A 21,835-nucleotide genomic window follows, 5' to 3' on the forward strand; every position below is an offset into this window, starting at 1 on the left:
CAGCTGTATGGTGCCAAAAAGCAAACAATCAACCAAAGGCCCATTTTCCTCATCGGAAATAGGGCCTTTTTTGCTGCGATTATGGGTGTTGCCGCATTTCGTTGGGTCATCGATCCAAAAATTTTATATAATATTTACCAAAAAAAGTTTTGCCTTCGTTTCTGCCTGCCCTTATATTAAGAGTACAAATAACGCGAAATGTTCGCCTTTAGGACATGAAGGTTGTTGAATTGATGTAAAGGGGAAGGTGACTCTGCTTTGAAGAAATCCATTTTTCAGTTAAACACAAGAACCGTGGTGACGATAGGCATCGGTGCGGCCCTCTATGGAGCCACCAGCTTTATTGGAATTCCCGTGGGACCCGATACCTCGCTGCGTCCGGCGATTGCGCTGCTGGCGATTTTCGGCGCCCTGTTCGGCCCGGTGGTCGGGTTTATCGCAGGCCTGATCGGCCACGTGCTGAACGACCTGCTCACCAGCGGTACGGTATGGTGGGGCTGGGCGCTCGGTTCCGGCATTACGGCCGCATTTATGGGACTCATTTACTTATCCAAAGGGTTTGACCCGCAGAACGGTACATACAAAGGAAAGCATATCGGCCTGTTCATCGTATACGGCGTCGTCGGCATCATTCTGTCACTGCTCTTCTCGGGATGGTTTGACATCACGTTTATGGGCGAGCCGTCGGATAAGCTGCTGGTGCAGGTTACGGCCGCTTCGATTTCGAATATCGTCGTCTTTTTGGTGCTCGGGGTTCCGGCTGTGATCGGATTTGCCCGCAGAAACGCCAAAGTCAGCAATTTAAGCGTCAACGAGTAGGTGCTTGGCAGAGCGCCACAGGATAGGAGATTTACGTCATGATGCAGCCGATCATCTCGTTTCAACAATACAGCTTTAAATATAAAAATCAGTCGGAGCCCACGCTGAAGGACATTACGCTGGACATTTATCCCGGAGAAAATGTCTGGATCGCCGGTCCCAGCGGCTCCGGCAAATCGACCTTGGCCCATTGTATCAATGGGCTTATTCCTTTTACCTACGGCGGGGACATCCGCGGCAGTCTGAGTATTGCCGGACGGAATCCTGCCGAATTGAGCATTTTCGAGCTGAGCCGCACGGTGGGGACGATTTTGCAGGACCAGGACTCCCAGTTCGTGGGCTTAACCGTGGCCGAGGACGTGGCGTTTGTCATGGAAAATAAAGCGATGCCCCGCGAGCAAATGAATCGGGAAACCGCCGCTGCCCTGGAGCGGGTCGGCATGCTGGATTATATCGACCACAGCCCTTACGAGCTGTCGGGCGGGCAGAAGCAGAGCGTGTCCCTGGCCGGTGTGCTGTCAACGGATGCGGAGGTGCTGCTGTTCGACGAGCCGCTGGCCAACCTCGATCCGGCGGGCGGGCGCAAAGCGATGCAGCTCATCGACGATATCCATCGGCAGGGCGGCAAAACGGTGATCATCATCGAGCACCGGGTGGAGGATGTGCTGCAGCAGCCGATCGACCGGATTGTCCTGATGAAGGACGGAGGCATCGAGGCGGTCGGTACGCCGGACGAGATTCTGGCGTCCGGCCTGCTGCGCGGCTGCGGCTTGCGACCGCCGCTGTATGTTGATGCGCTGCGGTATGCCGGCGTATCCCTGGACGGTGTTCAAGGCCTCAGCCGGCCGCAGCCGCTGGGCATTCCCGGCCTTGGTGAACGGTTGGATGGATGGAGCGAACAAGCAGCCGCACAAGCGCCGTCACAGCCTGCAGAACCGCTGCTGGACGTACGCGGGCTGACATTCGGGTATGAGCCCGGGCAGCCGGTTCTTAAGGATGTGTCGCTTCAAGTCGGTGCCGGAGAAATCGTTGCGCTCCTGGGGAACAACGGGGCGGGCAAATCGACACTGTCCCAGCTGATTACGGGCATTCTGAAGCCGCAGTCCGGCTCGATGTCTTATACCGGCCAGGATATGGCCGCATGGTCGATCCGCCGCCGGGGTGAAGCGATCGGCTATGTGATGCAGAACCCGAACCGGATGATCACGCAGCATATGATCGCGGACGAGGTTGGCCTCGGCCTGAGGGTTCGCGGCGTGCCTGCCACTGAAATTAAGGAGCGGGTCGCCGGTGTTCTGCAGACCTGCGGGCTGTATCCTTTTCGCAACTGGCCTGTTTCCGCGCTCAGCTACGGCCAGAAGAAGCGGCTCAGCATCGCCGCGATTCTCGTGCTGGCGCCGAAGCTGATGATTTTGGATGAGCCCACGGCCGGCCAGGATTATCGGCATTACCAGGAGTTTATGGATTTTATCGAGCAATTGGCCGGACAAGGCATCGCCTTCCTGCTCATTACGCACGACATGTATCTGGCCTTGGAGTATGCGCAGCGCGCCGTGGTGCTCAGCGGGGGCGAGGTGGTCGCCGCCGACACGGTCGCCTCGGTGCTCAGCCGTCCGGAGGTGACGGAGCCGGCCCATTTGAAGGAGACGTCGCTGTCCCTTTTTGCCAAAGCCAACGGCCTGGCTTCGCCGGAGCGGTTTGTGCAGGCTTTTATCAACGCAGAGAAGAAGGAGAAGAAGGGCCATGAATAGAACGGGCAGCCTCTATGTCACGGGGAACTCGCTGTTTCACCGGCTGGACGGAGCGGTCAAGCTGGTGCTGTTTATGGCCTGGACGGTCATGACGTACATGTTTCTGGACCTGCGGGTGTTTGTGCTGATGCTGGTTGTCGGGATTGCGCTGCTGGTAACGGCAGGGATTCCTTTTAAAAAGATGGCGTTTTTGTTTTGGCTGATGATTATTTTCACGGTACTGAACGGCATCTTTATTCTGCTCATCACGCCGACTTTCGGCACTCGGCTGACGGGGACGGATACGCCGCTGATTCCGCTCGGCTATAATACGATCAATGCGGAGACGCTGTTTTATGTGCTGACGCTGTCGGCCAAATATTTGACACTGCTGCCGATTACGATCCTGTGCATTTTTACTACGCAGCCGAGCGCATTTGCCGGAAGTTTGAACCGGATCGGCGTCCCTTATAAAATCGCCTACGCCGTCAGTATTGCCCTCCGCTATATTCCAGACCTGACGGAAGAATTCCGCAGCACGCTGAACTCAATGCAGGCGCGCGGCATGGGGATTACGAAAGAGGACGGCAGCATCGCGCAGCGCCTGCGCAACCTGTCGGCGGTCGTCGTTCCTGTGCTGCAGTCCGCGCTGCACCGGATCGATTCGGTGACCAACGCCATGGAGCTGCGGGGCTTTGGCACGCAGAAGAGGCGCACCTGGTACAGCGGCAAGGAGATGGAAGGGCTGGATTGGACGCTGGCCGTGATTGGCGTGCTGCTGCTGGCTGTGAGCATTTGGCTGAAGGTGCAGGTGCTGAAAGGGTTTTGGTATCCTTTTTAGGGATTGTCTGGCAAATGTTCTGGTAAGGGGCCCGGAGAATCCGGGTCCTTTTTCGTCGAAAGCTTGATTGCCTGCGTCTGAGGCATTGGTTTTCACAGCTTTCATTCATTTTGCCGCCTTTTCGTTTTTCACACGATCGCTGCATCTTTATCATTACGCACTTTACTCTCCCGGTTCAGATCACCCCAGCAGCAGGGCGAAATGAAGGCTTAAGCCGGGCATCCGATCGTAAAGTCCAATCCTTGCCGCTCCGGGGGTTCTAATATATAATGGGTAGGATTGAGAGACGTCTGTTTAACTATTACCTAAATAGGAGTTGTCATATAAATGGCTTTGAAAGCAGGGATCGTTGGACTGCCGAACGTCGGCAAATCCACGTTGTTTAACGCAATAACCCAGGCGGGCGCCGAATCCGCCAACTATCCGTTCTGTACGATTGATCCAAACGTCGGGGTTGTCGAAGTTCCGGACGAGCGTCTGGATAAGCTGACCGAGCTGGTTCAGCCGAACAAAACCGTACCGACCGCTTTTGAGTTCGTCGATATCGCAGGTTTGGTCCGCGGCGCGAGCAAAGGGGAAGGTCTCGGCAACAAGTTCCTCGCCCATATCCGCGAGGTGGATGCGATCGTGCACGTGGTTCGCTGCTTCGAGGACGAGAACATCACACACGTGGACGGCAAGGTCAACCCGGTCAGCGACATTCAGACCATCAACCTGGAGCTGATCCTGGCCGACCTGGAGAGCGTGGAGAAGCGCATCGACCGTTCGCGCAAAAACATGAAGGGCGGCAACAAGCAGTACGCCCAGGAAGTTGAAGTGCTGGAGCGACTGAAAGAAGCGCTGTACAATGATCAGCCGGCCCGCAGCGTGGAGCTGTCGGACGAAGAGAAAGTGATCGTGCGCGATCTGCACCTGCTGACCCTGAAACCGGTTCTGTACGCGGCCAATGTCAGCGAGGACGGCGTGGCTGATGCGGACAGCAATCCGTACGTGCAGCAGGTCAAGGACTTTGCGGCAGGCGAGAACGCCGAAGTCGTTCCGATCAGCGCCAAGGTCGAGGCGGAAATCGCCGAGCTGGAAGGGGAAGACAAGGAAATGTTCCTGGAAGAGCTCGGTCTCGAAGAGTCCGGCCTGAACCGTCTGATCAAGGCGGCTTACCGCCTGCTCGGCCTGTACACGTACTTTACGGCAGGCGTGCAGGAAGTACGCGCGTGGACGATCCGCAAAGGAACGAAGGCGCCGCAGGCAGCCGGCGTTATCCACACCGATTTTGAGCGCGGCTTTATTCGTGCCGAAGTGGTCTCCTACGACGACCTGGTCGCCGCCGGTACCATGAACGCCGCGAAGGAACGCGGCCAGCTTCGCCTGGAGGGCAAAGATTATGTCGTTGCGGACGGCGACGTAATGCATTTCCGTTTCAACGTGTAAGCGTGTAATGGATGCGGCCATTAGGATTTCGAGTAAGCAGATAGTCAACGTAAAACCGCCATTCCCCGGGTAACCCTTGGAATGGCGGTTTTTTGGTAGGGCTGAGTGGTCGGTTATCCCCGTCCTACCCAGCGCGAAAGGCCGATTATCGCTTGAAGCCTGCGACGATCACAGCCCCTTAATGATTCACGGTAATGCTGCCGTTGGACGTGGCCAGCCCCACGGTATACTGTCCGTCTCCCAAGGTGGCCGTGGCACGGGAGTCGCTCTCATCCACCCAGCCGATGTTGCCCTTGATGGAGGAGTTGGACGTCTTGGCGGTCAGCTTGGCGCTGGCGTCCTCGGGAATGGTCAAGTTAATGCTGCCGTTTGAGGTTTTCACGTCCCAATTGCCAGCGATGCCGCTATCGCCCCGAACGGCGCCGTTGCTGGTCCGGATGTAGACCGGGCCGCCAAGCTGGTTGGCCGTCACCGTACCGTTGTTGGTCACCAGCTCGGAAGGGCCGTTGATGTTCGTTGCTACGATCCGGCCGTTGCTGGTCTTGGCCGACACCTTGCCCTGGATATCCTTTACGTTAAGAGTGCCGTTCGACGTCACGGCCGTCAGTCCGGCATGAAGCCCGGAAGCGTCGATGGTGGAATTTTTCGTATGCACTTCCACTTCGACTGACTCCGGAACCTGGAGGTTAAAGTAATCTTCAGGCATCGACCAGCCGCCGATCAGGACGATATCCGGCTGGTGTTTATCCAGTGTCAGGGTCAGCGTGTCTCCCGACGTTTCCGACTTCCAGTGCTGGTTCGTCCATTTGTCGGCATTAGCCTGGGAGGATTCGGTGCGCACGCGGACTTTTCCCTCATAGGCAATATTCGAGCCTTGAGCTTCCGTTACGTTGACCTTGCCGCTGTTGAGGAAAACTTCTACCCGCTTGATCTCTCCCTGCGCCGGAACCGATCCCTGCACGGCGCTGAGGTAACCCTTGTTAAAGAGGAACGTCCAGTCGGGGTAAATCGCCTGGGCTCCACTGACAATCAGAAGCAGAATCAGGATCGTGACGCTTCCGCCGCCCAGACGAACCCGCTGGTTGGCATGCACGACATTGGAAATGACAACTTCAATGCCGAGCAGGATGAGCAGGGTGGGCCATACGTATTTCAGAACTTCAAAGCTGATGAACTGATTCATTTGAAGAATGATGATGACCCCAAGGCCGATCAATCCGATGGCGGTGGTCCACTTGCCGATCTTTCGGACCGGCGGGCGCGTCTCAAGCGGTGCGGTCACAGATGCTCACTTCCCTTATGGTTTGGTCTTTTGCCAAGCAGCCACATGCCGTAAACGATCAGGCCGACGGCCAGCAGCACGCTCGTAATATTGCGGTTCAGCAGCCATTCCCACAGGCCGGGGAAGACGCCGACGAGGAGCACAAGAATGCCCATGCCGATGCAGGTCGCCCCGATCCAAAACGGATGGACCGCCGATTCTTTCTGATATCCGTTCATTTGAATCCAGTCACGCTCGGTCCAAGGATAGCCGAAGGTGTCCTGGCCCATCATCATCCGCTCATGCTCCATGGCCGCGGCTTTCATCCAGCTCGCCTTCTGCAGGGCGTCAAACAGCTGGTAGAACCACAAAATCGCCAGTGCGAACGGAAACAGCATCGGAATCGACGGGATGAGGATGATGCAGACGCAGGCGCCGATCATGTACTGCAGTCCCTGTTTGGCGAATCCTAAATATAAATGGCCGAGGCCGGGAATCATGGACAACATAAACGTGAGCCATCTACTTTTTCTAATCATGGGTTACCCTCCTTAAATATGTGCTCCATTCGAGTGGATAAATGCTGCGTGGCCTCCGTCAGCCCGTTCCCCAGATGCTCGAAAATCCCGAATTGGAATAAGCAAAAGGTCAGGCAGGCCGCAAGGCCAAAATGGGCAAGCTTGGATTTCTGCGACTCGCGGGGCCGGCTTCTTGGCAGCGATCTTACCGCCAGCGGCGGCATTTGACGGACTTCCTCCATCACGCCGGCAACGATATCCGGCATATCCATGACCGGACCGGGATCCTCCCAAATTTGGGACATCTCCGTAATTTCCTGATACCAAGCCTGGCATTCCGGACAATGGTTCAAATGCTTTTCGATCAAGAGGGAGGTTTCGGGCGGCAGTTCATGGGCGGCGTAAGCGGCCATCTGGTATTGAATGAGTTCGCATTTCACCTGAGCTCCTCTCCTTTCTGACGCATCATTTGTCTGGCACGGTATAATTGGGACTCAACGGTTTTGGCGGTAATGCCCCGCCTCTTGGCAATCTCCTGATAGGAGCATTGTTCAAAATAATACATCTGCACGGCCGACTTATACGGCTCCTGCAGCTCATCGACGATTTGACGGATCCGGCTGTTCGTCTCTTCGGAGAGGACGATCTTCTCGGGTGTCTCGGCGGTTACCCAATCGTTTTCGTTAACCTCTCCCATCGTCCTTTGCGCCTGTTCCCTTTGGTGGGCCCTTTTCCAGTCCAGGCACTTCCGGACGGCGATTTGATACAGCCAGGTGGAGAAGGAGGATTCTTCCCGAAAAGCAGGCAGGGCCGAATATGCCTTAAGGAAAATGTCCTGCGACAAATCTTTCGCCGAGACGCTGTCGGCGGTCATTTTCAGGCATACGTGGTATACCATGCTCTGGTACCGCTGCACCAGAAATTTATAGGCTTCCGGATGGCCGGCTTTGACCGCCCGGATCCACTGCAACTCTTCTTCCAGTCTTCTCCCCTCCTCCCGATACGTTAAGTTAGACGCCGCATGTCGAGGCATCCCTGCAAAGTTTTAAAAAAAAATGTATTCAGCCGTTTTGGCGCCATCTGGCGGCGTGTTCCCGGGACAGGCGGATGAACTCCCCAAGGGCCGGAGACAGCCACTTTCCGGGGTGGTACAGCATTTGCGTGGCCACTTGGCAGGGGCTGTCGTCCCAAGGGAGCCGGATGAGCCGGCCGGAGGACAGCTCGTCCTTGACCGCAATGGCGGGCAGCAGGGAGATGCCAAGACCGGACATGACGCAGTGCTTGATCGTCTCGATGCTCCAGAACTCCAGGTCGCTGCTGCTGTAGATCGCGTGGCTGTTTAAATGCTGTTCGAGCAGCAGGCGGTAGCTGCAGTCCGATTCGGTATGGATAAAAGAGACGTCTTTCAAGTCCAGAGTATCGACCTGCGGCAGCAGGGTCAGGGGATGAGCCGGCGGCGCAATGAGCGCCATCGGTTCATGGATGAGCGTCTCCGACTGCAAGTGCGGGTCATCGGCTTCCGGCTCCAGCACAAATACCAGGTCCATATCGCCGGACAGGGCCAATTTCTTGAGCTCCTTGCAGCCGGCCGGCCGGAGAATGATCTTCACGTCCGGATACAGCTCCGTGTATTCCTTAATAATGTCCGGGAGCCGGAACGCCGCAAGAGACTCGGGTGCGCCGATGTTCAGCGTACCGGATGGCAGGCTTCCGCCAGCGGACATTTCGGCCAGCGCCCGGTCGTGCAGCTCCAGGAGCTGGATGGCATAGGGCAGCAGGCGCTCACCTGCGGATGTAAGCTGTACCTTTTTCCCCAGACGGTCAAACAGCTTCGAGCCGACTTCCTCCTCCAGCGCCTGAATTTGCGCTGTGACGCTCGATTGGGCGTAGGACAGGATTTCGGCGGCTTTGGTAAAGCCATGCGTATCCGCAACGGTTCGGAAGGTGTGTAAGTGTTTTAAGTCCATCAATGATCCTCCATGATGCGAAATATGAATTCGTAGCAATCATCAACTATCGGTTCTCCCGATGGAAACGATCAAAATAATCTGTTTTACCTATTCATCTATTATCTGTTAAGCTGTGAGCACTGCACAACCCTAGAATGACCGGTAATCCCTGCCGGTTACACCATTAACAGCAGATAGGATGATCAAATCTATGGCTTCATTAGAAAAAACCTCATTCGAAAAGACTTCTACAGCATCACACTTAACCTCTTCCATTCGGCTGCCTCAAGCCATCGCTTTATATATCGGTTCGGTGCTCGGATCCGGCATCCTGATTGTGCCGGGGCTCGCCGCGCATATCGCGGGTCCGGCCTCGCTCCTGTCCTGGGGGCTCATGACGCTGCTCGTCCTGCCGATGGCCCTTGTGATGGGGCTGCTGTCGGCGCGTTACCCCGATGCCGGGGGTGTGTCCTCGTTTGTATCCAGAGCATACGGCACCAAAGCCGGGACGCTGGTCGGCTGGTTTTTCCTCATGTCGGTGCCGAAAGGCGCACCGGTGGCAGCGTTGACGGGAGCAGGGTATATGACGGCTGCCTTTGGACTGGGTGACGGCACCAGAATCGTCATCGCCGCGCTGATGCTGGCTGTGTCCCTGTTCATTAACGTCTTTGGCATGAAGCTGGCCGGCAGCGTGCAAATCATCGTCGTATCGGCGATCGTGCTGGTGCTCATCCTGGCGATATCCGGTTCTTTTCCCCATATGGAAGCAAGGCATTTCACGCCTTTTATGCCGGAAGGGTGGATCAGCGTCGGCCAGAGTGCGGCCATTCTGTTCTGGTGCTTTATCGGCTGGGAGGCGGTATCGCATTTGTCCGAGGAGTTCGTGGACCCGAAACGGGCGGCGGTGCAGGGCGTGACGGTTGCGGCCATTATCGTCGGCGTGCTGTATTTTCTGACGGCCTTGGCCACGGTGGGAACGCACAGCTATGGGGGGAGCGGCTCGGATGTATCGCTGCTGCTGGTTATTGAAAAGCTGCTCGGTCCGGCAGGGGCCGTCATTGCGGGCTTGACGGGGATGTTTATTTGCACAGCCACGGTCATCTCGTATACCGGCGCTTCGTCGAGGCTGGCTTACGCGCTCGCCCGGGAAGGAAAGGCGCCGGCCTGGATGGGGAAGATGTCGTCCCGATTCCAGACGCCTGTCGGGGGACTGGGCTTCCTGGCGGGCTGTTTCGTGCTCGTGCTCGTTCTGTACGGAACCGGCGCGGTGTCACTGACCACGCTGATTACGCTCCCCAATGCCACGTTTATTTTGACGTATCTGGGCGGCTGCGCAGCCGGGATCCGGCTGCTGAAAGGCCAGCGGTGGGGACGGACGGTCAGCTGGCTGTCCTTTATCCTCACGGCGGCGGTGTTTCCGTTCGTCGGGTGGGCGATCTTGTATCCGCTGGTCATTTGCGGCATATATTTTTTGGTAAGTATAGGTCGGAAAAACAAAGCGCAAGCTTAACATAAACAGGCTTTCGGCTATCCTGTTCACCCATGTCGGCTATGGTAAATATGCGCGCACCGTGATATAATAAAAAGTCGTCTACCCTCTATTTTGATAGAGAGCAGCGATAACGATCAGAGCATATATATACCTAGTGTATTTTTTTAATAGGAGAGGTGAATCCCAGTGTTGGACCGATTGCAATCCTTGGCGGACCGTTATGAGAAGCTTAGTGAACTGCTTTGCGATCCTGACGTTGCGAACGACAGTAAGCGACTGCGGGAATATTCCAAAGAACAATCCGATTTGCAGCCTGCATATGAGGCTTATACCGAATATAAATCCGTCATGGAAGAACTCGAATCCGCCAAAGCGCTTCAGGCTGAGAAGCTGGACGACGAAATGCGTGAAATGGTCAAGATGGAAATCGAGGAGCTGACCCAGCGCCGTACCGAGCTGGAGGAACGCATCCGCATTCTGCTCCTGCCGAAGGACCCGAACGACGACAAGAACGTCATCGTGGAGATCCGCGGCGCGGCGGGCGGCGACGAAGCGGCTTTGTTCGCTTCCGACCTGTACCGGATGTACACGCGTTATGCGGATACCCAAGGCTGGCGCGTAGAGCTGATGGACGCCAATACGAACGATCTGGGCGGCTTCAAGGAAGTCATCTTCATGATCAACGGACGCGGCGCCTACAGCAAAATGAAATACGAAAGCGGCGCGCATCGTGTGCAGCGCATCCCGACGACGGAGTCCGGCGGACGGATCCATACCTCCACTTCCACAGTGGCGGTCATGCCGGAAGTTGAAGAGATCGACATTGAAATCCATGACAAGGATATCCGCGTCGATACGTTCTGCTCCAGCGGTGCGGGCGGACAATCCGTCAACACCACGAAATCCGCCGTTCGCGTGACCCATATTCCAACCGGAATCGTGGCCACCTGTCAGGACGGCAAGTCGCAGAACTCGAACAAGGAAAAGGCGCTTCAGGTGCTTCGTGCCCGGATCTTTGATATGATGCGGCAGGAAGAAGAAGCGAAGTATGCCGGTGAGCGGAAGAGCAAAGTGGGTACAGGCGACCGCAGTGAGCGGATTCGCACGTACAACTTCCCGCAGAGCCGGGTGACCGACCACCGCATCGGATTGACGCTGCACAAGCTCGATTCGGTGATGAACGGCGAAATCGAAGAGATCATTTCGGCCCTGAACATTGCGGAGCAGGCGGAAATGATGGATAAAGGGGAATAAGGCTTTGAAGGAAAGCACATTTGTGATGACGACAAAGCAGAGTATACGGGAAGCCTTTGCGGAGGCTTCCTCTTTTTTAGCGGCGCATGAAGTGATGGAGCCGCAGCGGAACGCCCAGCTGCTGCTTGAGCATGTGCTGGGCCTGTCCGGCGCGTCCTATTACATGGCGCTGCCCGATCCATTCCCGGACGAGCGTCAGCAGGCCTGGGAGGAAGTCATCTCCCGCAAGGCGGCGGGCGAACCGGCCCAATACATTATCGGGGAGCAGGAGTTCTACGGCATCCCCTTTCAGGTGACGCCCGCTGTGCTCATCCCGCGGCCCGAGACGGAGCTGCTCGTCGAGGCCGTGCTGCAGCAGGCCGCGCAGCTGTGGCCGCAGGGGGCGGCACCGGCAGGGCGAGCGGCGTCTGCGGCGGAGCAGGAGCCGCCGCAAGGGCAAGGAGCCGGCCGCGTTCCGGGGCCGGCTGACGCGGAGCAGCCGGACCGCGAAGCGGCTCGTCCGGCGGCACAGGGCCGCGCAGCCGCTGCGCCCGGCGGCGCTGCCGGCACCGCGGACGGCCTGCGCCCGCTGGTCGCGGCCGACATCGGCACCGGCAGCGGCGCCATCGCGGTCACGCTGGCGCTGCACGCCCCGCGCTGGCAGGTCTACGCCAGCGACATCTCGGCGGACGCGCTGCGGGTCGCCGCGCGCAACGCCGAAGCCAACGGCGCCCAGGTCGCCTTCGAAGAAGGCAACCTGCTGGAGCCGTTTGCGGGGCGGCGGGTCGACATCCTGGTGTCAAACCCGCCGTACATTCCTGCGGCCGATATTCCCGGCCTGCAGCCCGAGGTGCGCGACCATGAGCCGCGCACGGCGCTGGACGGCGGAGCGGACGGGCTCGCGCCTTACCGCATCATGATGCAGCAGCTGCCGCTGCTGCAGGAGCCGCCCCGGCTCATCGGATTCGAGCTGGGCATCGGCCAGGCGGGCGAGGTCGCAGACCTGCTCCGCCAGGCGGGCCATTGGGATGAAATTATAATCATCCCGGACCTCGCCGGCATTGACCGCCACGTTCTCGGTGTCCGCCGGTGATGCCATAATTTTCTTTTTGACCCAATTTCCTCTACAATGGAACTACCTATGTTTTCCCTGGAGGAAAGGATATGCTGCGCAAACTGAAACAATTGGATTTCGCCGTCATGCTCGTGCTGCTCTGCCTGATGGCATTCAGTCTGACTTCCATATACAGCGTCACCGCCGGGCGGCCCAAAACCGATCATTATTCGGTGCGGATGGCCGTCTATTACGTCATCGGTTTTGCAGGGTTTCTGGCGACTTCGCTCGTCAATTATAAGCTGCTGATCAAATATGCACTGTACGTGTATATCTTCGGCCTGATGCTGCTCTTATTCGTCCTGTTTGCCGGTAACGAATACTACGGTGCCCGCGGCTGGCTCACCCTTCCCGGGGGACTCAGCCTGCAGCCGGCCGAGCTGTTCAAGCTGTTCCTTGTCATTTTTCTGTCCAGCCTGCTGCTGAGGAAAAATCGAGACCGGTCCCGCGGCCTGTACTTTTGGCGGGATGTCGTGCCGATGGGGCTCCTCACCTTTGTTCCGCTTATGCTGGTGATGGCGCAAAACGACTTGGGGAACGCGCTTTGCTATCTCCTTATTCTGGTAGGGCTCCTGTGGATCGGCGGTATCCGGTATGTTCATGCGCTGATCGGGTTCGCCGTGGCCTTTGCCGCCATCTTCGGCGGAATTCAGGCGTACATTCATTATCATGACGAGGCGGCGAAGCTGTTCAAGTCCATTGGCCGCGAGCATTGGATCGCGCGTTTTGACCCCTGGCTCGTTCCGGACAAAGCTTCCCGTGACGACAGCTGGCAGACCTACAACGCCAAGCTGGCGATCGGATCTGGCGGCCTGGACGGCAAGGGCTACATGCAGGGGACGACGATCCAGTCCGACGGCCGGGTTCCGCTGGCTTTTGCCGACTCGATCTTCGTCCAGATTGCCGAGGAGTACGGATTTATCGGCTCGTCGGCGCTGCTGCTGCTGTATTTTATTCTGATCCACCGCATGATTCTGATTGCCGCGGACTGCCGCGACCGGGCGGGGCCATACCTGATTACAGGCATTATCACGATGTTCATTTACCAGATTTTTGTCAACATCGGCGCCTTTATCGGTCTGATGCCGCTGACCGGCATTACGCTGCCTTTTATCAGTTATGGCGGCACATCACTGGTGATCAACATGGTCAGCATCGGGGTGGTGATGAGCGTCCGGATTCACGGGCAGGAGGAAGAGGAGCTGCTCCCGCTGCAGAACGAACCGGCTCCAGCCACAGGGACGGGCAAAATTCTGCGCCTCATCCGGGATGGATTTAACAGGAATTGAATATGGCATGGCTGTTCTATTACAATAGACAGGTACGCATCAGGGGCAACGAGGAGCGGAAGGCTCCGCACAGGAGGATAGCCATGCTTCAAAAGCTGAAAAAAGTGGATTATGTCGTCGTTTTTATTCTTTTGATTTTCATGGGCATCAGCATCATGTCCATTTACAGTGTCACACAGGGGACGAAGTTTGCCGGTTCCCATATTAAAATGATCGAGTTTTACGTGCTTGCCTTCATCGCATTTTTTGGGCTGGTTATCGTCGATTACAAGCTGCTTGTCAAATATGCGCTTTATCTGTATTTGTTCGGGTTGGCCCTGCTCGTTGCGGTTAACTTCATCGGGACCGACGTCAACGGCGCCCAGGGCTGGATCAAGATGGGAAGCTTTAGTTTGCAGCCTGCGGAGCTGTTCAAGCTCATCCTGATTATTTTTCTGACATATATCATTATGCGCAAAAATAAATCGAGGCTCTCGTTCTGGCATGACGTGGTCCCGATCGGACTGCTGACGTTCGTGCCGTTTGCGCTCGTTATGATTCAGAATGACCTCGGGAACGCGCTCAGCTACGTTCTGATTTTGCTCGGACTGCTATGGATCGGTAACATCAAGTTTTGGCATGCGCTGATTGCGCTGGTGGTGTTGGGGGCCGTCGCCGTCGGAAGCATTTTTTCTTACATTCATTTTCACGACAACATTGAGAAATTTATGAAGGACATCGGGCGGGAGCACTGGACGGAACGTCTCGACCCATGGCTGGTGCCGGATAAGGCGACGGCCAAGGCGTCCTATCATACGAAAAACGCCAAGCTGGCGATCGCATCCGGCGGCATGATGGGTGAAGGGTATATGAAAGGGTCCTCGGTTCAATCCGGGCGCGTGCCGTATACTTATTCGGACTCCATTTTCGTGGAAATCGCCGAAGAATTCGGCTTCGTCGGTTCATCGGTCGTACTGCTGCTCTATTTTATCCTGATCCACCGGATGATTCTGATCTGTCTCGAGTGCCGGGACCGGGCAGGGCCGATTCTGATCGTGGGCATTATCGCAATGATGCTCTACCAGATCTTCGAAAATATCGGCGCCTTTATCGGCTTGATGCCGCTGACCGGGATTACGCTGCCGTTTATCAGTTACGGCGGAACCTCGCTGCTGATCAATATGGCGAGCATCGGTATCGTCATGAGCGTGCGCGTTCATGGGGAGGAAGTGGACGACGAGATGCTGACCCCCGCTAAGGGGACTGCTGCTCAAGGCGGACAGGCGAAAGCCGGCATGTGAAGCTGATGATTTACAAGAAATGACCGTTTTCGACAAGTCCTCGGGCTTGGGAAGGCGGTCTTTTTTGCGGGTAAGAAGCTCGTAGAAAATACTAGATCAGATGAATTCGAGTTTTCTTTTCATTCCTTGTTTCCAAGGGGAATATCCGTGCCAAAGTTGGATTTCTTTAATTTCAATCTATATATAGATTGCTAGGTTTAGACTCTAGCATTCCCGGACATACTGAGAACTATCATAGATTTGTTCTGATAGAGAGGGGCCCGGGGAAAATGGAAAAGACGATGAAGCAGGGGAAATATAGAGGGCAAGATTGGCTGCGCGACTTGGTGAAGGATACCGCCATTATTTTTTGTATTTTGTTTATGATCGCCATGATGTGGGAGAGTCAAAAGACCGACGCGGCTGTAGCAGGCGGGCCGATTCCGCAGGAGTCCATCCGCCTGCGCATCCTGGCCAATTCCGATAATCCGGACGACCAGCTGGTCAAACGCGAGATTCGCGATGCCGTAGTAGCGGAAATGAACGGCTGGGTACAGGAGCTTGAGGACCCGCAAAGCCTGGATCAGGCGAGAACGACGATCCGGGAGCATTTGCCGGAACTGAACGATCTGGTGGGCCGTGAGCTGGAGAAGAGAGGCATTCATTACGATTACCATGTTGAGCTGGGCATCGTGCCGTTTCCGACCAAACTGTACGGCGGTACAGTCTATCCCGCCGGGAACTATGAAGCACTACGGATCACATTGGGGGCAGGCAACGGTCAAAATTGGTGGTGCGTGCTGTTCCCTCCGCTCTGCTTTATCGATGCGGCCAGCGGAGATGCGGCGGCTCAGCCTGCCGATGCCAAGGCTCAACCTGCGGATGCCAAGGGTGACGCTAAGGGTGACGTGACTACTGCGTCGGCCAAGGTGGCAGATAGTGCAGCCGCTCAGGCTTCCGGGAAAGCAGCTGCCGATGCTTCCCAGCCGGAAGTTCGCTTCTTCCTGGTAGACATGCTCTCCGGGCTGTGGTCCTGGCTGACGGGGCTGTTCGCTTAGGAACTAACAGCCATCCTGTCCAGGGGCATGCGTCATGGGGATTTTGCAGATGTGCTATAATAAAACATACCAATTTCGATGACAGGAATGAACAGCGATGAAAGGTTTGAACCAAGGGCAGGATGGAGGAAACGCTCCTTTCACCCATGATGCAAATAAGAGCCATGCCACATCGGTATGGGATGTGACCGTATTGATGGGACGCAGCACCGCTGCCGCAGAAGCGGAGAGGGAAGTGGTGTCCCATGCAGAGCAGTCGATCGGCCGGGCAGCCGCCATTCTTCGGGATGGCGGTACCGTTGCTTTTCCGACCGAAACCGTCTACGGCCTTGGGGCGGATGCCCGGAATACGGAGGCTGTCGAGGCGATTTTCAAGGCCAAGGGCCGTCCGTCCGACAATCCGCTCATCGTCCACATTGCGGATGCAAGCCAATTGGACGGGCTCGTGACGGAGGTCAGCGATACGGCGCGGCGGCTAATGGCGGCTTTTTGGCCCGGCCCGCTGACGCTGGTGCTGCCGCTTCGGCCGGGCGTGCTGTCCCCGCGCGTAACGGCGGGGCTGGCGACAGTCGGCATCCGGATGCCGGACCATCCGATCGCACTGAGGCTGATCGGTGAATCCGGCTGTCCGGTGGCGGCGCCGAGCGCCAACCGCTCGGGACGGCCGAGCCCGACGCTCGCGGGCCATGTCGAGGAAGATTTGAGCGGGCTGATCGACGGTATTCTGGACGGAGGGCCGACCGGGGTCGGCCTTGAATCCACCGTCGTGCAGGTCCAGGAAGACGGCAGCGTCACCGTTCTCCGGCCCGGCGGCATTACTAGCGAGCAGCTTGCCACCGCCTCCGGGGTGACGGTGACGACCGATCCGGGAATCGAACGCTCTCCGGATGAAGAGGAGATCGTCGCACCGAAATCGCCCGGCATGAAATATACGCACTACGCTCCCAAGGGGGCGCTCACCATTGTGCAGGGCGGCACGCCGGAGCAGGTCTCCGGCTGGATCAATGAGCAGCTGAAGGCAGCGGCGGGACGCGGGGAGAGAACCGGCGTGATGGCATTCGAGGAGCACATCGGCCGCTATGCCGCGGATTGCGTGCAGTCCCTTGGCAGTCTTGCCGGACTGGAAGCGGCCGCCCACCGGCTGTACGCCGCTCTTCGCCGCATGGATGAAGAAGGCGTGACGTTTATTTTGTCGGAAGCCTGCCCGGAAGAGGGGCTGGGCGCCGCCATCATGAACCGTCTCCGCAAGGCCGCCGGCCAGCGGGTTGTGCGCTTGTGACCGCTCGCCGCACCTTTTAAGAGACATCATTTACCTCTTGTCCGCATATGGTTGTACAAGAACCTAACGGACATGGGGGAATAGGGATGTTGGAGACTTCTGCCGGTTTAGGGCAGCTGATGACAATCATGATAATGGCCGTCGCATTAGGACTGGATGCATTCTCTCTGGGCGTAGGAATCGGCATGAAAGGAATCCGGCTGCTGCATATTCTCAAGATCAGCCTGCTGATCGGCCTTTTCCATGTGTTGATGCCGCTGCTGGGAATGTTTATGGGATATTACGTCAGTTCGCTGCTTGGACAAGTTGCCGCCCTGGTTGCCGGCGGGCTGCTTGTGCTGCTGGGTGGACACATGGTCCTGAATTCCTTCAAAACAAGCGAAACGCGAATGGTGGATCACCGCTCTTTGCTGGGGATGCTGCTGTTTTCGCTCAGCGTCAGCATTGACTCCTTTTCGGTAGGCGTATCCCTGGGGATGTTTGAGAGCAACCGGATTCTGACCGTGCTGGCTTTCGGGATCTGCGGGGGCGCGATGGCCGTGCTTGGACTCCTGCTCGGCAGGAGGGTAAGCCGGAATCTCGGCGAATACGGGGAGGCCCTTGGCGGCGCGATTCTGCTGGCATTTGGCCTCGCCTTTATCTTCTGATACAATATCGGCAAAGACACTTCGGGAGGTGCTAGAGACGTGAAGCATATTTTGTTTGTCTGTACGGGTAACACGTGCCGCAGCCCGATGGCCGAAGCTCTGCTTCGCAAGCTGGCCAAGGAGCGCAGCGTTCCGCTCGAAGTCCGTTCGGCCGGTGTGGCCGCCCTTGAAGGGACACCGATCTCGCGTCATGCGGAAGCGGTGCTGCGGGACCACGAGATCGATGAGCATTTGACCGCCAAGCCGCTCAGGGCCGACACGGTGGATTGGGCGGATTTGATTTTGACACTGACCCAGGGGCATAAGCAGCATGTGATCCGGAGCTTTCCGCTCGCGGCTGATAAAATTTATACCCTGAAGGAATACACCGAAGATGACGAGAACGTGATCAAGGACCTGCAGGAGCTCGACAGCCTGTACGCCACCTGGGAAATGAAGCGGGCGCTCGGGCAGCAGCTGGAGGATGAGGAACGGGAGCGGCTGATCGAGATCCAGCAGCGGATCCCGAGCTTTGATATTTCGGACCCGTTCGGCGGGTCCCGCGACGATTACGATGTAACCGCCGCAGAAATCCGCGCCGCCATCGAGCGGCTGCTGGATAAGCTGGAGGCGTTCCGTACATTTTAAGAAACAAGCTTAAATTGGCACTTGGGCGGGAGCCTATGCCTGAAAAAATGGAGTAAATTTGCAGATTGATTTTCATCGCGTCATGCTTTATGATGAAGGTGAAAAACATCGGTTCCGGTGTAACTGGCGACAATGTGGATCCAACCACGATGGAGCACCGGAATATACGGCCGGTCGCCTGGGCAAAAGAGCAATTCTGCGGAATGATCCGCGGACTGCTCTTTTTTTCGTCTAGTGGCTGCAAATGAGTTATAATGGTACAAGAAGTCACGGGAATACCGGGGAGCGCTAGATTCGTTTCTCTGTATTGCGCGAAATTTTAGGAGGTTTTTCGAAAGATGAAAATTGCTGTTGGAACAGATCATGCGGGTATACGTTTGAAAGAAGACATCATTGCCGTGATCGAAGGAATGGGGCATCAAGTTGCGGATGTGGGATGCGGATGCACGGATTCCGTGGACTATCCCGACTATGCTCTCCCTGTGTGCGAGCTGGTTACCAAAGGCGAGGCCGACCGGGGAATCCTGATCTGTGGAACAGGCATTGGCATGAGCATTGCTGCGAACAAGGTTCCGGGCATCCGGTGCGCCTTGGTCCACGATGTGTTCTCAGCGATTGCCACAAGGGAGCACAACGACTCCAACGTGCTGGCGATGGGCGAACGCGTCATCGGTCCAGGTCTGGCCCAGGAAATCGTCAAGGCGTGGCTGGGCACGGAGTTCAGCGGCGGCGAGCGTCATGTCGGGCGCGTGAACAAGATTAAAGCGATTGAAGAGCGGTATCTGCACAATTAGGGAGGTTTTCTCATGGAAAGCATGTCAGGAGGCAGTCCATTGGAAGTTTCGCTGGGAGAACAGGTATCCCAAATTCTTCATGAGCTGGTGGAAGCCGCCGGGCTTGGCCCTGGTAAGGTACTGGTTGTCGGAACGAGCACCAGTGAGGTGGCCGGGAAACGCATCGGCACTTCCGGGGCACTCGGGGTTGCCGAGGAGCTGCTGCAGGCGATCGGCGAGGTCCGGGCCAAGTTCGGCTTCGACACGGTGTTTCAGTGCTGTGAGCATTTGAACCGGGCGCTTGTGATGGAGCGTTCCGTACTGGAGCGCCTTCGTTTAACCGAGGTCGCCGCCGTTCCTGTTCCGAAAGCGGGCGGCTCTATGGCTGCCGCTGCTTACCGTTCCATGAAGGAGCCTTGTCTGGCCGAAGCGATCGAGGCTCACGCGGGCATTGACATCGGAGAGACGATGATCGGCATGCATCTGCGGCGTGTGGCGGTACCTTTCCGCCCGACCCTGCGGTATGTGGGGCATGCGCGCGTGAATGCGGCCTACACGCGGCCCAAGCTGATCGGCGGAGAACGGGCGGTGTACCGTCTGGATGAAGAAGCCGGCAGAGCCGACCGTGACGGCGGCAGTTCAGATCTTTGCGATTAACTTGAGCGGATGATTGAAACGAACATTTTATTTTGAATTCCAATAAGGGAGGAACTATTAACATGGATCAATTGCGTAAGAAGGACCCGGCTGTACTCGAGGCCATGAATTTGGAACTGAAGCGTCAGCGTGCGAACATCGAGCTGATCGCATCGGAGAATATTGTCAGTGAAGCGGTTATGGAAGCCATGGGCTCCGTCCTCACGAACAAATACGCCGAAGGATATCCGGGCAAGCGGTACTACGGCGGCTGCGAGCGCGTCGATATCGTTGAAGATATCGCTCGTGACCGTGCGAAAGAACTGTTCGGAGCCGAGCATGCCAACGTGCAGCCGCACTCCGGCGCTCAGGCCAACATGGCCGTATACCTGGCAGCGCTAAAACCAGGGGACACCGTACTCGGGATGAACCTTGCCCATGGCGGACACCTGACGCACGGAAGCCCGGTGAACGCATCCGGTCTGCTGTACAACTTCGTCGCTTACGGGGTCCAGGAAGATACGTTCCTCATCGATTATGACGAAGTCCGCAAACTTGCGTTCAAGCATCGTCCGCGCCTGATCGTCGCCGGTGCGAGCGCCTATCCGCGTACGATTGATTTCGAAGCTCTCGCTTCGATCGCCAACGACGTGGGCGCGCTGTTCATGGTTGATATGGCTCATATTGCGGGACTGGTTGCAGCCGGGCTTCATCCGAACCCGGTGCCTCACGCCCATTTTGTCACGACGACAACGCACAAAACGCTCCGCGGACCACGCGGCGGTATGATTCTGTGCAAGCAGCCATGGGCTGCGGCCATCGACAAGGCCGTGTTCCCGGGCACGCAGGGCGGTCCGCTGATGCACGTTATCGCGTCCAAAGCCGTAGCCTTGGGCGAAGCGCTGGACCCATCGTTCAAAACGTATGCCGAAAACGTGGTGAAGAACGCCAAAGTATTGGCTGAGACGCTGATCAGCGAAGGCCTGAACATCGTATCCGGCGGCACGGATAACCACCTGATGCTGGTGGATACCCGCAGCGTAAACATTACAGGGAAAGACGCCGAGAAGGTGCTGGACTCCGTCGGTATCACCGTCAACAAAAACGCCATTCCGTTCGATCCGACCAGCCCGTTCGTCACGAGCGGAATCCGGATCGGTACGCCGGCTGCGACTTCCCGCGGCATGGATGAAGCGGCTATGGTGACAATCGGCAAGATCATCGCTATGACGCTGAAGGCGCCTGAGGAAGAAGCCGTGCTGTCCAAAGCAGCGGCGATGGTGAAGGAATTGACGGATCAATATCCGCTGTATCCTGAACTGAACTATTAATAGGACACCGATCTTGAGAAGTACAGGTCTGTGAGAAAATAAGGGACTGGGGAATATTCTCCGGTCCCTTTTTTTAGAGATAAGAAAAATAGAGATATTCCGAGGTTTCGAGGCTAACCATCCTGATCCCGCAAAAGAAACTCCCGCTAAACGCGGTCTGTTTTCTGAGAATGAATGCCGATAAAACGTTTTTCTTTTCGCTCTCAAAAGCCGTATAGGTCAATAAACCTTTCTGTCGTCACAGCGGATGTGTGCCTTCACACTCTTAGAGTGGCTTTTATATAGTAGTTCAGAGGGAGCTGCTAGATTTAAGACTGGTAGATGCGAAGGGCAGATGTCAGATTGGCGGGTCTTTACGGGGTGTTTACACCATGCCGGTTCCCTTGCGCGGTCCTTCGGTTAACGTTTAAGCCGGCAGATCTTTGGGCCAGAATAAACATATCTTTCTTGGGTGCAAAATCATTTCCAGGAATGATATAATAAATAAGATTTGTGTACTTGCATGTATCGTTATGCGAATGGGCATCTAACTAACCGGCAATGACAGCACT

Annotated in this window: 21 protein-coding genes and 1 riboswitch; of the genes, 16 read left to right on the forward strand and 5 right to left on the reverse strand. The window is 56.6% G+C overall.

Annotated elements, in window-relative coordinates; all coding sequences use genetic code 11:
- Nucleotides 1-258: 258 nt before the first annotated feature.
- The 4 genes from MKY74_RS05730 (at nucleotide 259) to ychF (ending at nucleotide 4,818) form a co-directional block, all read left to right on the forward strand.
- A complete protein-coding gene (locus MKY74_RS05730) occupies nucleotides 259-819 on the forward strand; it encodes an ECF-type riboflavin transporter substrate-binding protein (protein ID WP_084204127.1) in 561 nt (186 codons plus the stop codon).
- Nucleotides 820-860: 41 nt separating this feature from the next.
- A complete protein-coding gene (locus MKY74_RS05735; protein ID WP_208629385.1) occupies nucleotides 861-2,570 on the forward strand; it encodes an ABC transporter ATP-binding protein in 1,710 nt (569 codons plus the stop codon).
- Nucleotides 2,563-3,390 (forward strand): energy-coupling factor transporter transmembrane component T family protein, encoded by an 828-nt coding sequence (locus MKY74_RS05740; RefSeq protein ID WP_076174723.1) that lies wholly within the window; start codon nucleotides 2,563-2,565, stop codon nucleotides 3,388-3,390. Before MKY74_RS05735 ends, MKY74_RS05740 begins: the two co-directional genes overlap by 8 nt.
- A gap of 327 nt (nucleotides 3,391-3,717) precedes the next feature.
- Entirely contained in the window at nucleotides 3,718-4,818 is a 1,101-nt protein-coding gene (gene ychF / locus MKY74_RS05745) for a redox-regulated ATPase YchF (RefSeq protein WP_076174721.1), read from the forward strand.
- Nucleotides 4,819-4,996: 178 nt separating this feature from the next.
- Here the strand turns inward: ychF and MKY74_RS05750 are convergent, their stop codons facing one another.
- The 5 genes from MKY74_RS05750 to MKY74_RS05770 all read right to left on the reverse strand — a co-directional run bounded on the left by MKY74_RS05750 (nucleotide 4,997) and on the right by MKY74_RS05770 (nucleotide 8,564).
- Complete coding sequence (locus tag MKY74_RS05750) at nucleotides 4,997-6,100, reverse strand: DUF4097 family beta strand repeat-containing protein (RefSeq protein ID WP_076174719.1); 1,104 nt, start codon at nucleotides 6,098-6,100, stop codon at nucleotides 4,997-4,999.
- Entirely contained in the window at nucleotides 6,097-6,618 is a 522-nt protein-coding gene (locus MKY74_RS05755) for a hypothetical protein (RefSeq protein ID WP_076174717.1), read from the reverse strand. The genes MKY74_RS05750 and MKY74_RS05755 overlap by 4 nt, the downstream gene beginning before the upstream one ends.
- Nucleotides 6,615-7,037 carry a zf-HC2 domain-containing protein gene (locus MKY74_RS05760; protein ID WP_076174715.1) on the reverse strand — a complete coding sequence of 141 codons (423 nt, stop codon included), beginning with the start codon at nucleotides 7,035-7,037 and terminating at the stop codon, nucleotides 6,615-6,617. Before MKY74_RS05760 ends, MKY74_RS05755 begins: the two co-directional genes overlap by 4 nt.
- Entirely contained in the window at nucleotides 7,034-7,567 is a 534-nt protein-coding gene (locus MKY74_RS05765) for an RNA polymerase sigma factor (RefSeq protein WP_076174713.1), read from the reverse strand. The genes MKY74_RS05760 and MKY74_RS05765 overlap by 4 nt, the downstream gene beginning before the upstream one ends.
- Nucleotides 7,568-7,658: 91 nt before the next feature.
- Nucleotides 7,659-8,564 carry a LysR family transcriptional regulator gene (locus MKY74_RS05770; protein ID WP_076174711.1) on the reverse strand — a complete coding sequence of 302 codons (906 nt, stop codon included), beginning with the start codon at nucleotides 8,562-8,564 and terminating at the stop codon, nucleotides 7,659-7,661.
- Nucleotides 8,565-8,757: 193 nt separating this feature from the next.
- On the opposite strand from MKY74_RS05770, the gene MKY74_RS05775 reads away from it, so the two are divergent.
- From MKY74_RS05775 to glyA, 12 genes are all read left to right on the forward strand, one after another.
- Nucleotides 8,758-10,056 carry an amino acid permease gene (locus MKY74_RS05775; RefSeq protein WP_076174709.1) on the forward strand — a complete coding sequence of 433 codons (1,299 nt, stop codon included), beginning with the start codon at nucleotides 8,758-8,760 and terminating at the stop codon, nucleotides 10,054-10,056.
- Between the two features lie 168 nt (nucleotides 10,057-10,224).
- A complete protein-coding gene (gene prfA / locus MKY74_RS05780; protein ID WP_076174707.1) occupies nucleotides 10,225-11,292 on the forward strand; it encodes a peptide chain release factor 1 in 1,068 nt (355 codons plus the stop codon).
- Between the two features lie 4 nt (nucleotides 11,293-11,296).
- Nucleotides 11,297-12,364 carry a HemK/PrmC family methyltransferase gene (locus MKY74_RS05785; protein ID WP_244169411.1) on the forward strand — a complete coding sequence of 356 codons (1,068 nt, stop codon included), beginning with the start codon at nucleotides 11,297-11,299 and terminating at the stop codon, nucleotides 12,362-12,364.
- Nucleotides 12,365-12,435: 71 nt separating this feature from the next.
- A complete protein-coding gene (locus tag MKY74_RS05790; protein WP_076174705.1) occupies nucleotides 12,436-13,674 on the forward strand; it encodes an FtsW/RodA/SpoVE family cell cycle protein in 1,239 nt (412 codons plus the stop codon).
- An 83-nt stretch (nucleotides 13,675-13,757) separates the two neighbouring features.
- Nucleotides 13,758-14,954, forward strand: a complete 1,197-nt coding sequence (locus MKY74_RS05795; RefSeq protein WP_076174703.1) for an FtsW/RodA/SpoVE family cell cycle protein — start codon at nucleotides 13,758-13,760, stop codon at nucleotides 14,952-14,954.
- Between the two features lie 314 nt (nucleotides 14,955-15,268).
- Nucleotides 15,269-15,991 carry a stage II sporulation protein R gene (gene spoIIR, locus MKY74_RS05800; RefSeq protein ID WP_076174798.1) on the forward strand — a complete coding sequence of 241 codons (723 nt, stop codon included), beginning with the start codon at nucleotides 15,269-15,271 and terminating at the stop codon, nucleotides 15,989-15,991.
- 97 nt (nucleotides 15,992-16,088) lie between these two features.
- On the forward strand, nucleotides 16,089-17,270 hold the full coding sequence (locus MKY74_RS05805; protein WP_084204125.1) for an L-threonylcarbamoyladenylate synthase: 1,182 nt from the start codon (nucleotides 16,089-16,091) through the stop codon (nucleotides 17,268-17,270).
- A gap of 86 nt (nucleotides 17,271-17,356) precedes the next feature.
- On the forward strand, nucleotides 17,357-17,917 hold the full coding sequence (locus MKY74_RS05810) for a manganese efflux pump MntP (RefSeq protein WP_076174701.1): 561 nt from the start codon (nucleotides 17,357-17,359) through the stop codon (nucleotides 17,915-17,917).
- Between the two features lie 39 nt (nucleotides 17,918-17,956).
- Complete coding sequence (locus tag MKY74_RS05815) at nucleotides 17,957-18,544, forward strand: low molecular weight protein arginine phosphatase (RefSeq protein WP_076174699.1); 588 nt, start codon at nucleotides 17,957-17,959, stop codon at nucleotides 18,542-18,544.
- A gap of 109 nt (nucleotides 18,545-18,653) precedes the next feature.
- Nucleotides 18,654-18,735: riboswitch (ZMP/ZTP riboswitch) on the forward strand.
- 147 nt (nucleotides 18,736-18,882) lie between these two features.
- Entirely contained in the window at nucleotides 18,883-19,338 is a 456-nt protein-coding gene (rpiB, locus tag MKY74_RS05820; RefSeq protein ID WP_076174695.1) for a ribose 5-phosphate isomerase B, read from the forward strand.
- Between the two features lie 21 nt (nucleotides 19,339-19,359).
- Complete coding sequence (locus tag MKY74_RS05825) at nucleotides 19,360-19,974, forward strand: TIGR01440 family protein (protein WP_116233566.1); 615 nt, start codon at nucleotides 19,360-19,362, stop codon at nucleotides 19,972-19,974.
- Between the two features lie 62 nt (nucleotides 19,975-20,036).
- Entirely contained in the window at nucleotides 20,037-21,284 is a 1,248-nt protein-coding gene (glyA, locus tag MKY74_RS05830; protein ID WP_076174691.1) for a serine hydroxymethyltransferase, read from the forward strand.
- Nucleotides 21,285-21,835 lie beyond the last annotated feature (551 nt).

Source organism: Paenibacillus sp. FSL R5-0378 (genome assembly GCF_038009285.1).
Classification (GTDB): domain Bacteria; phylum Bacillota; class Bacilli; order Paenibacillales; family Paenibacillaceae; genus Paenibacillus_AQ; species Paenibacillus_AQ favisporus.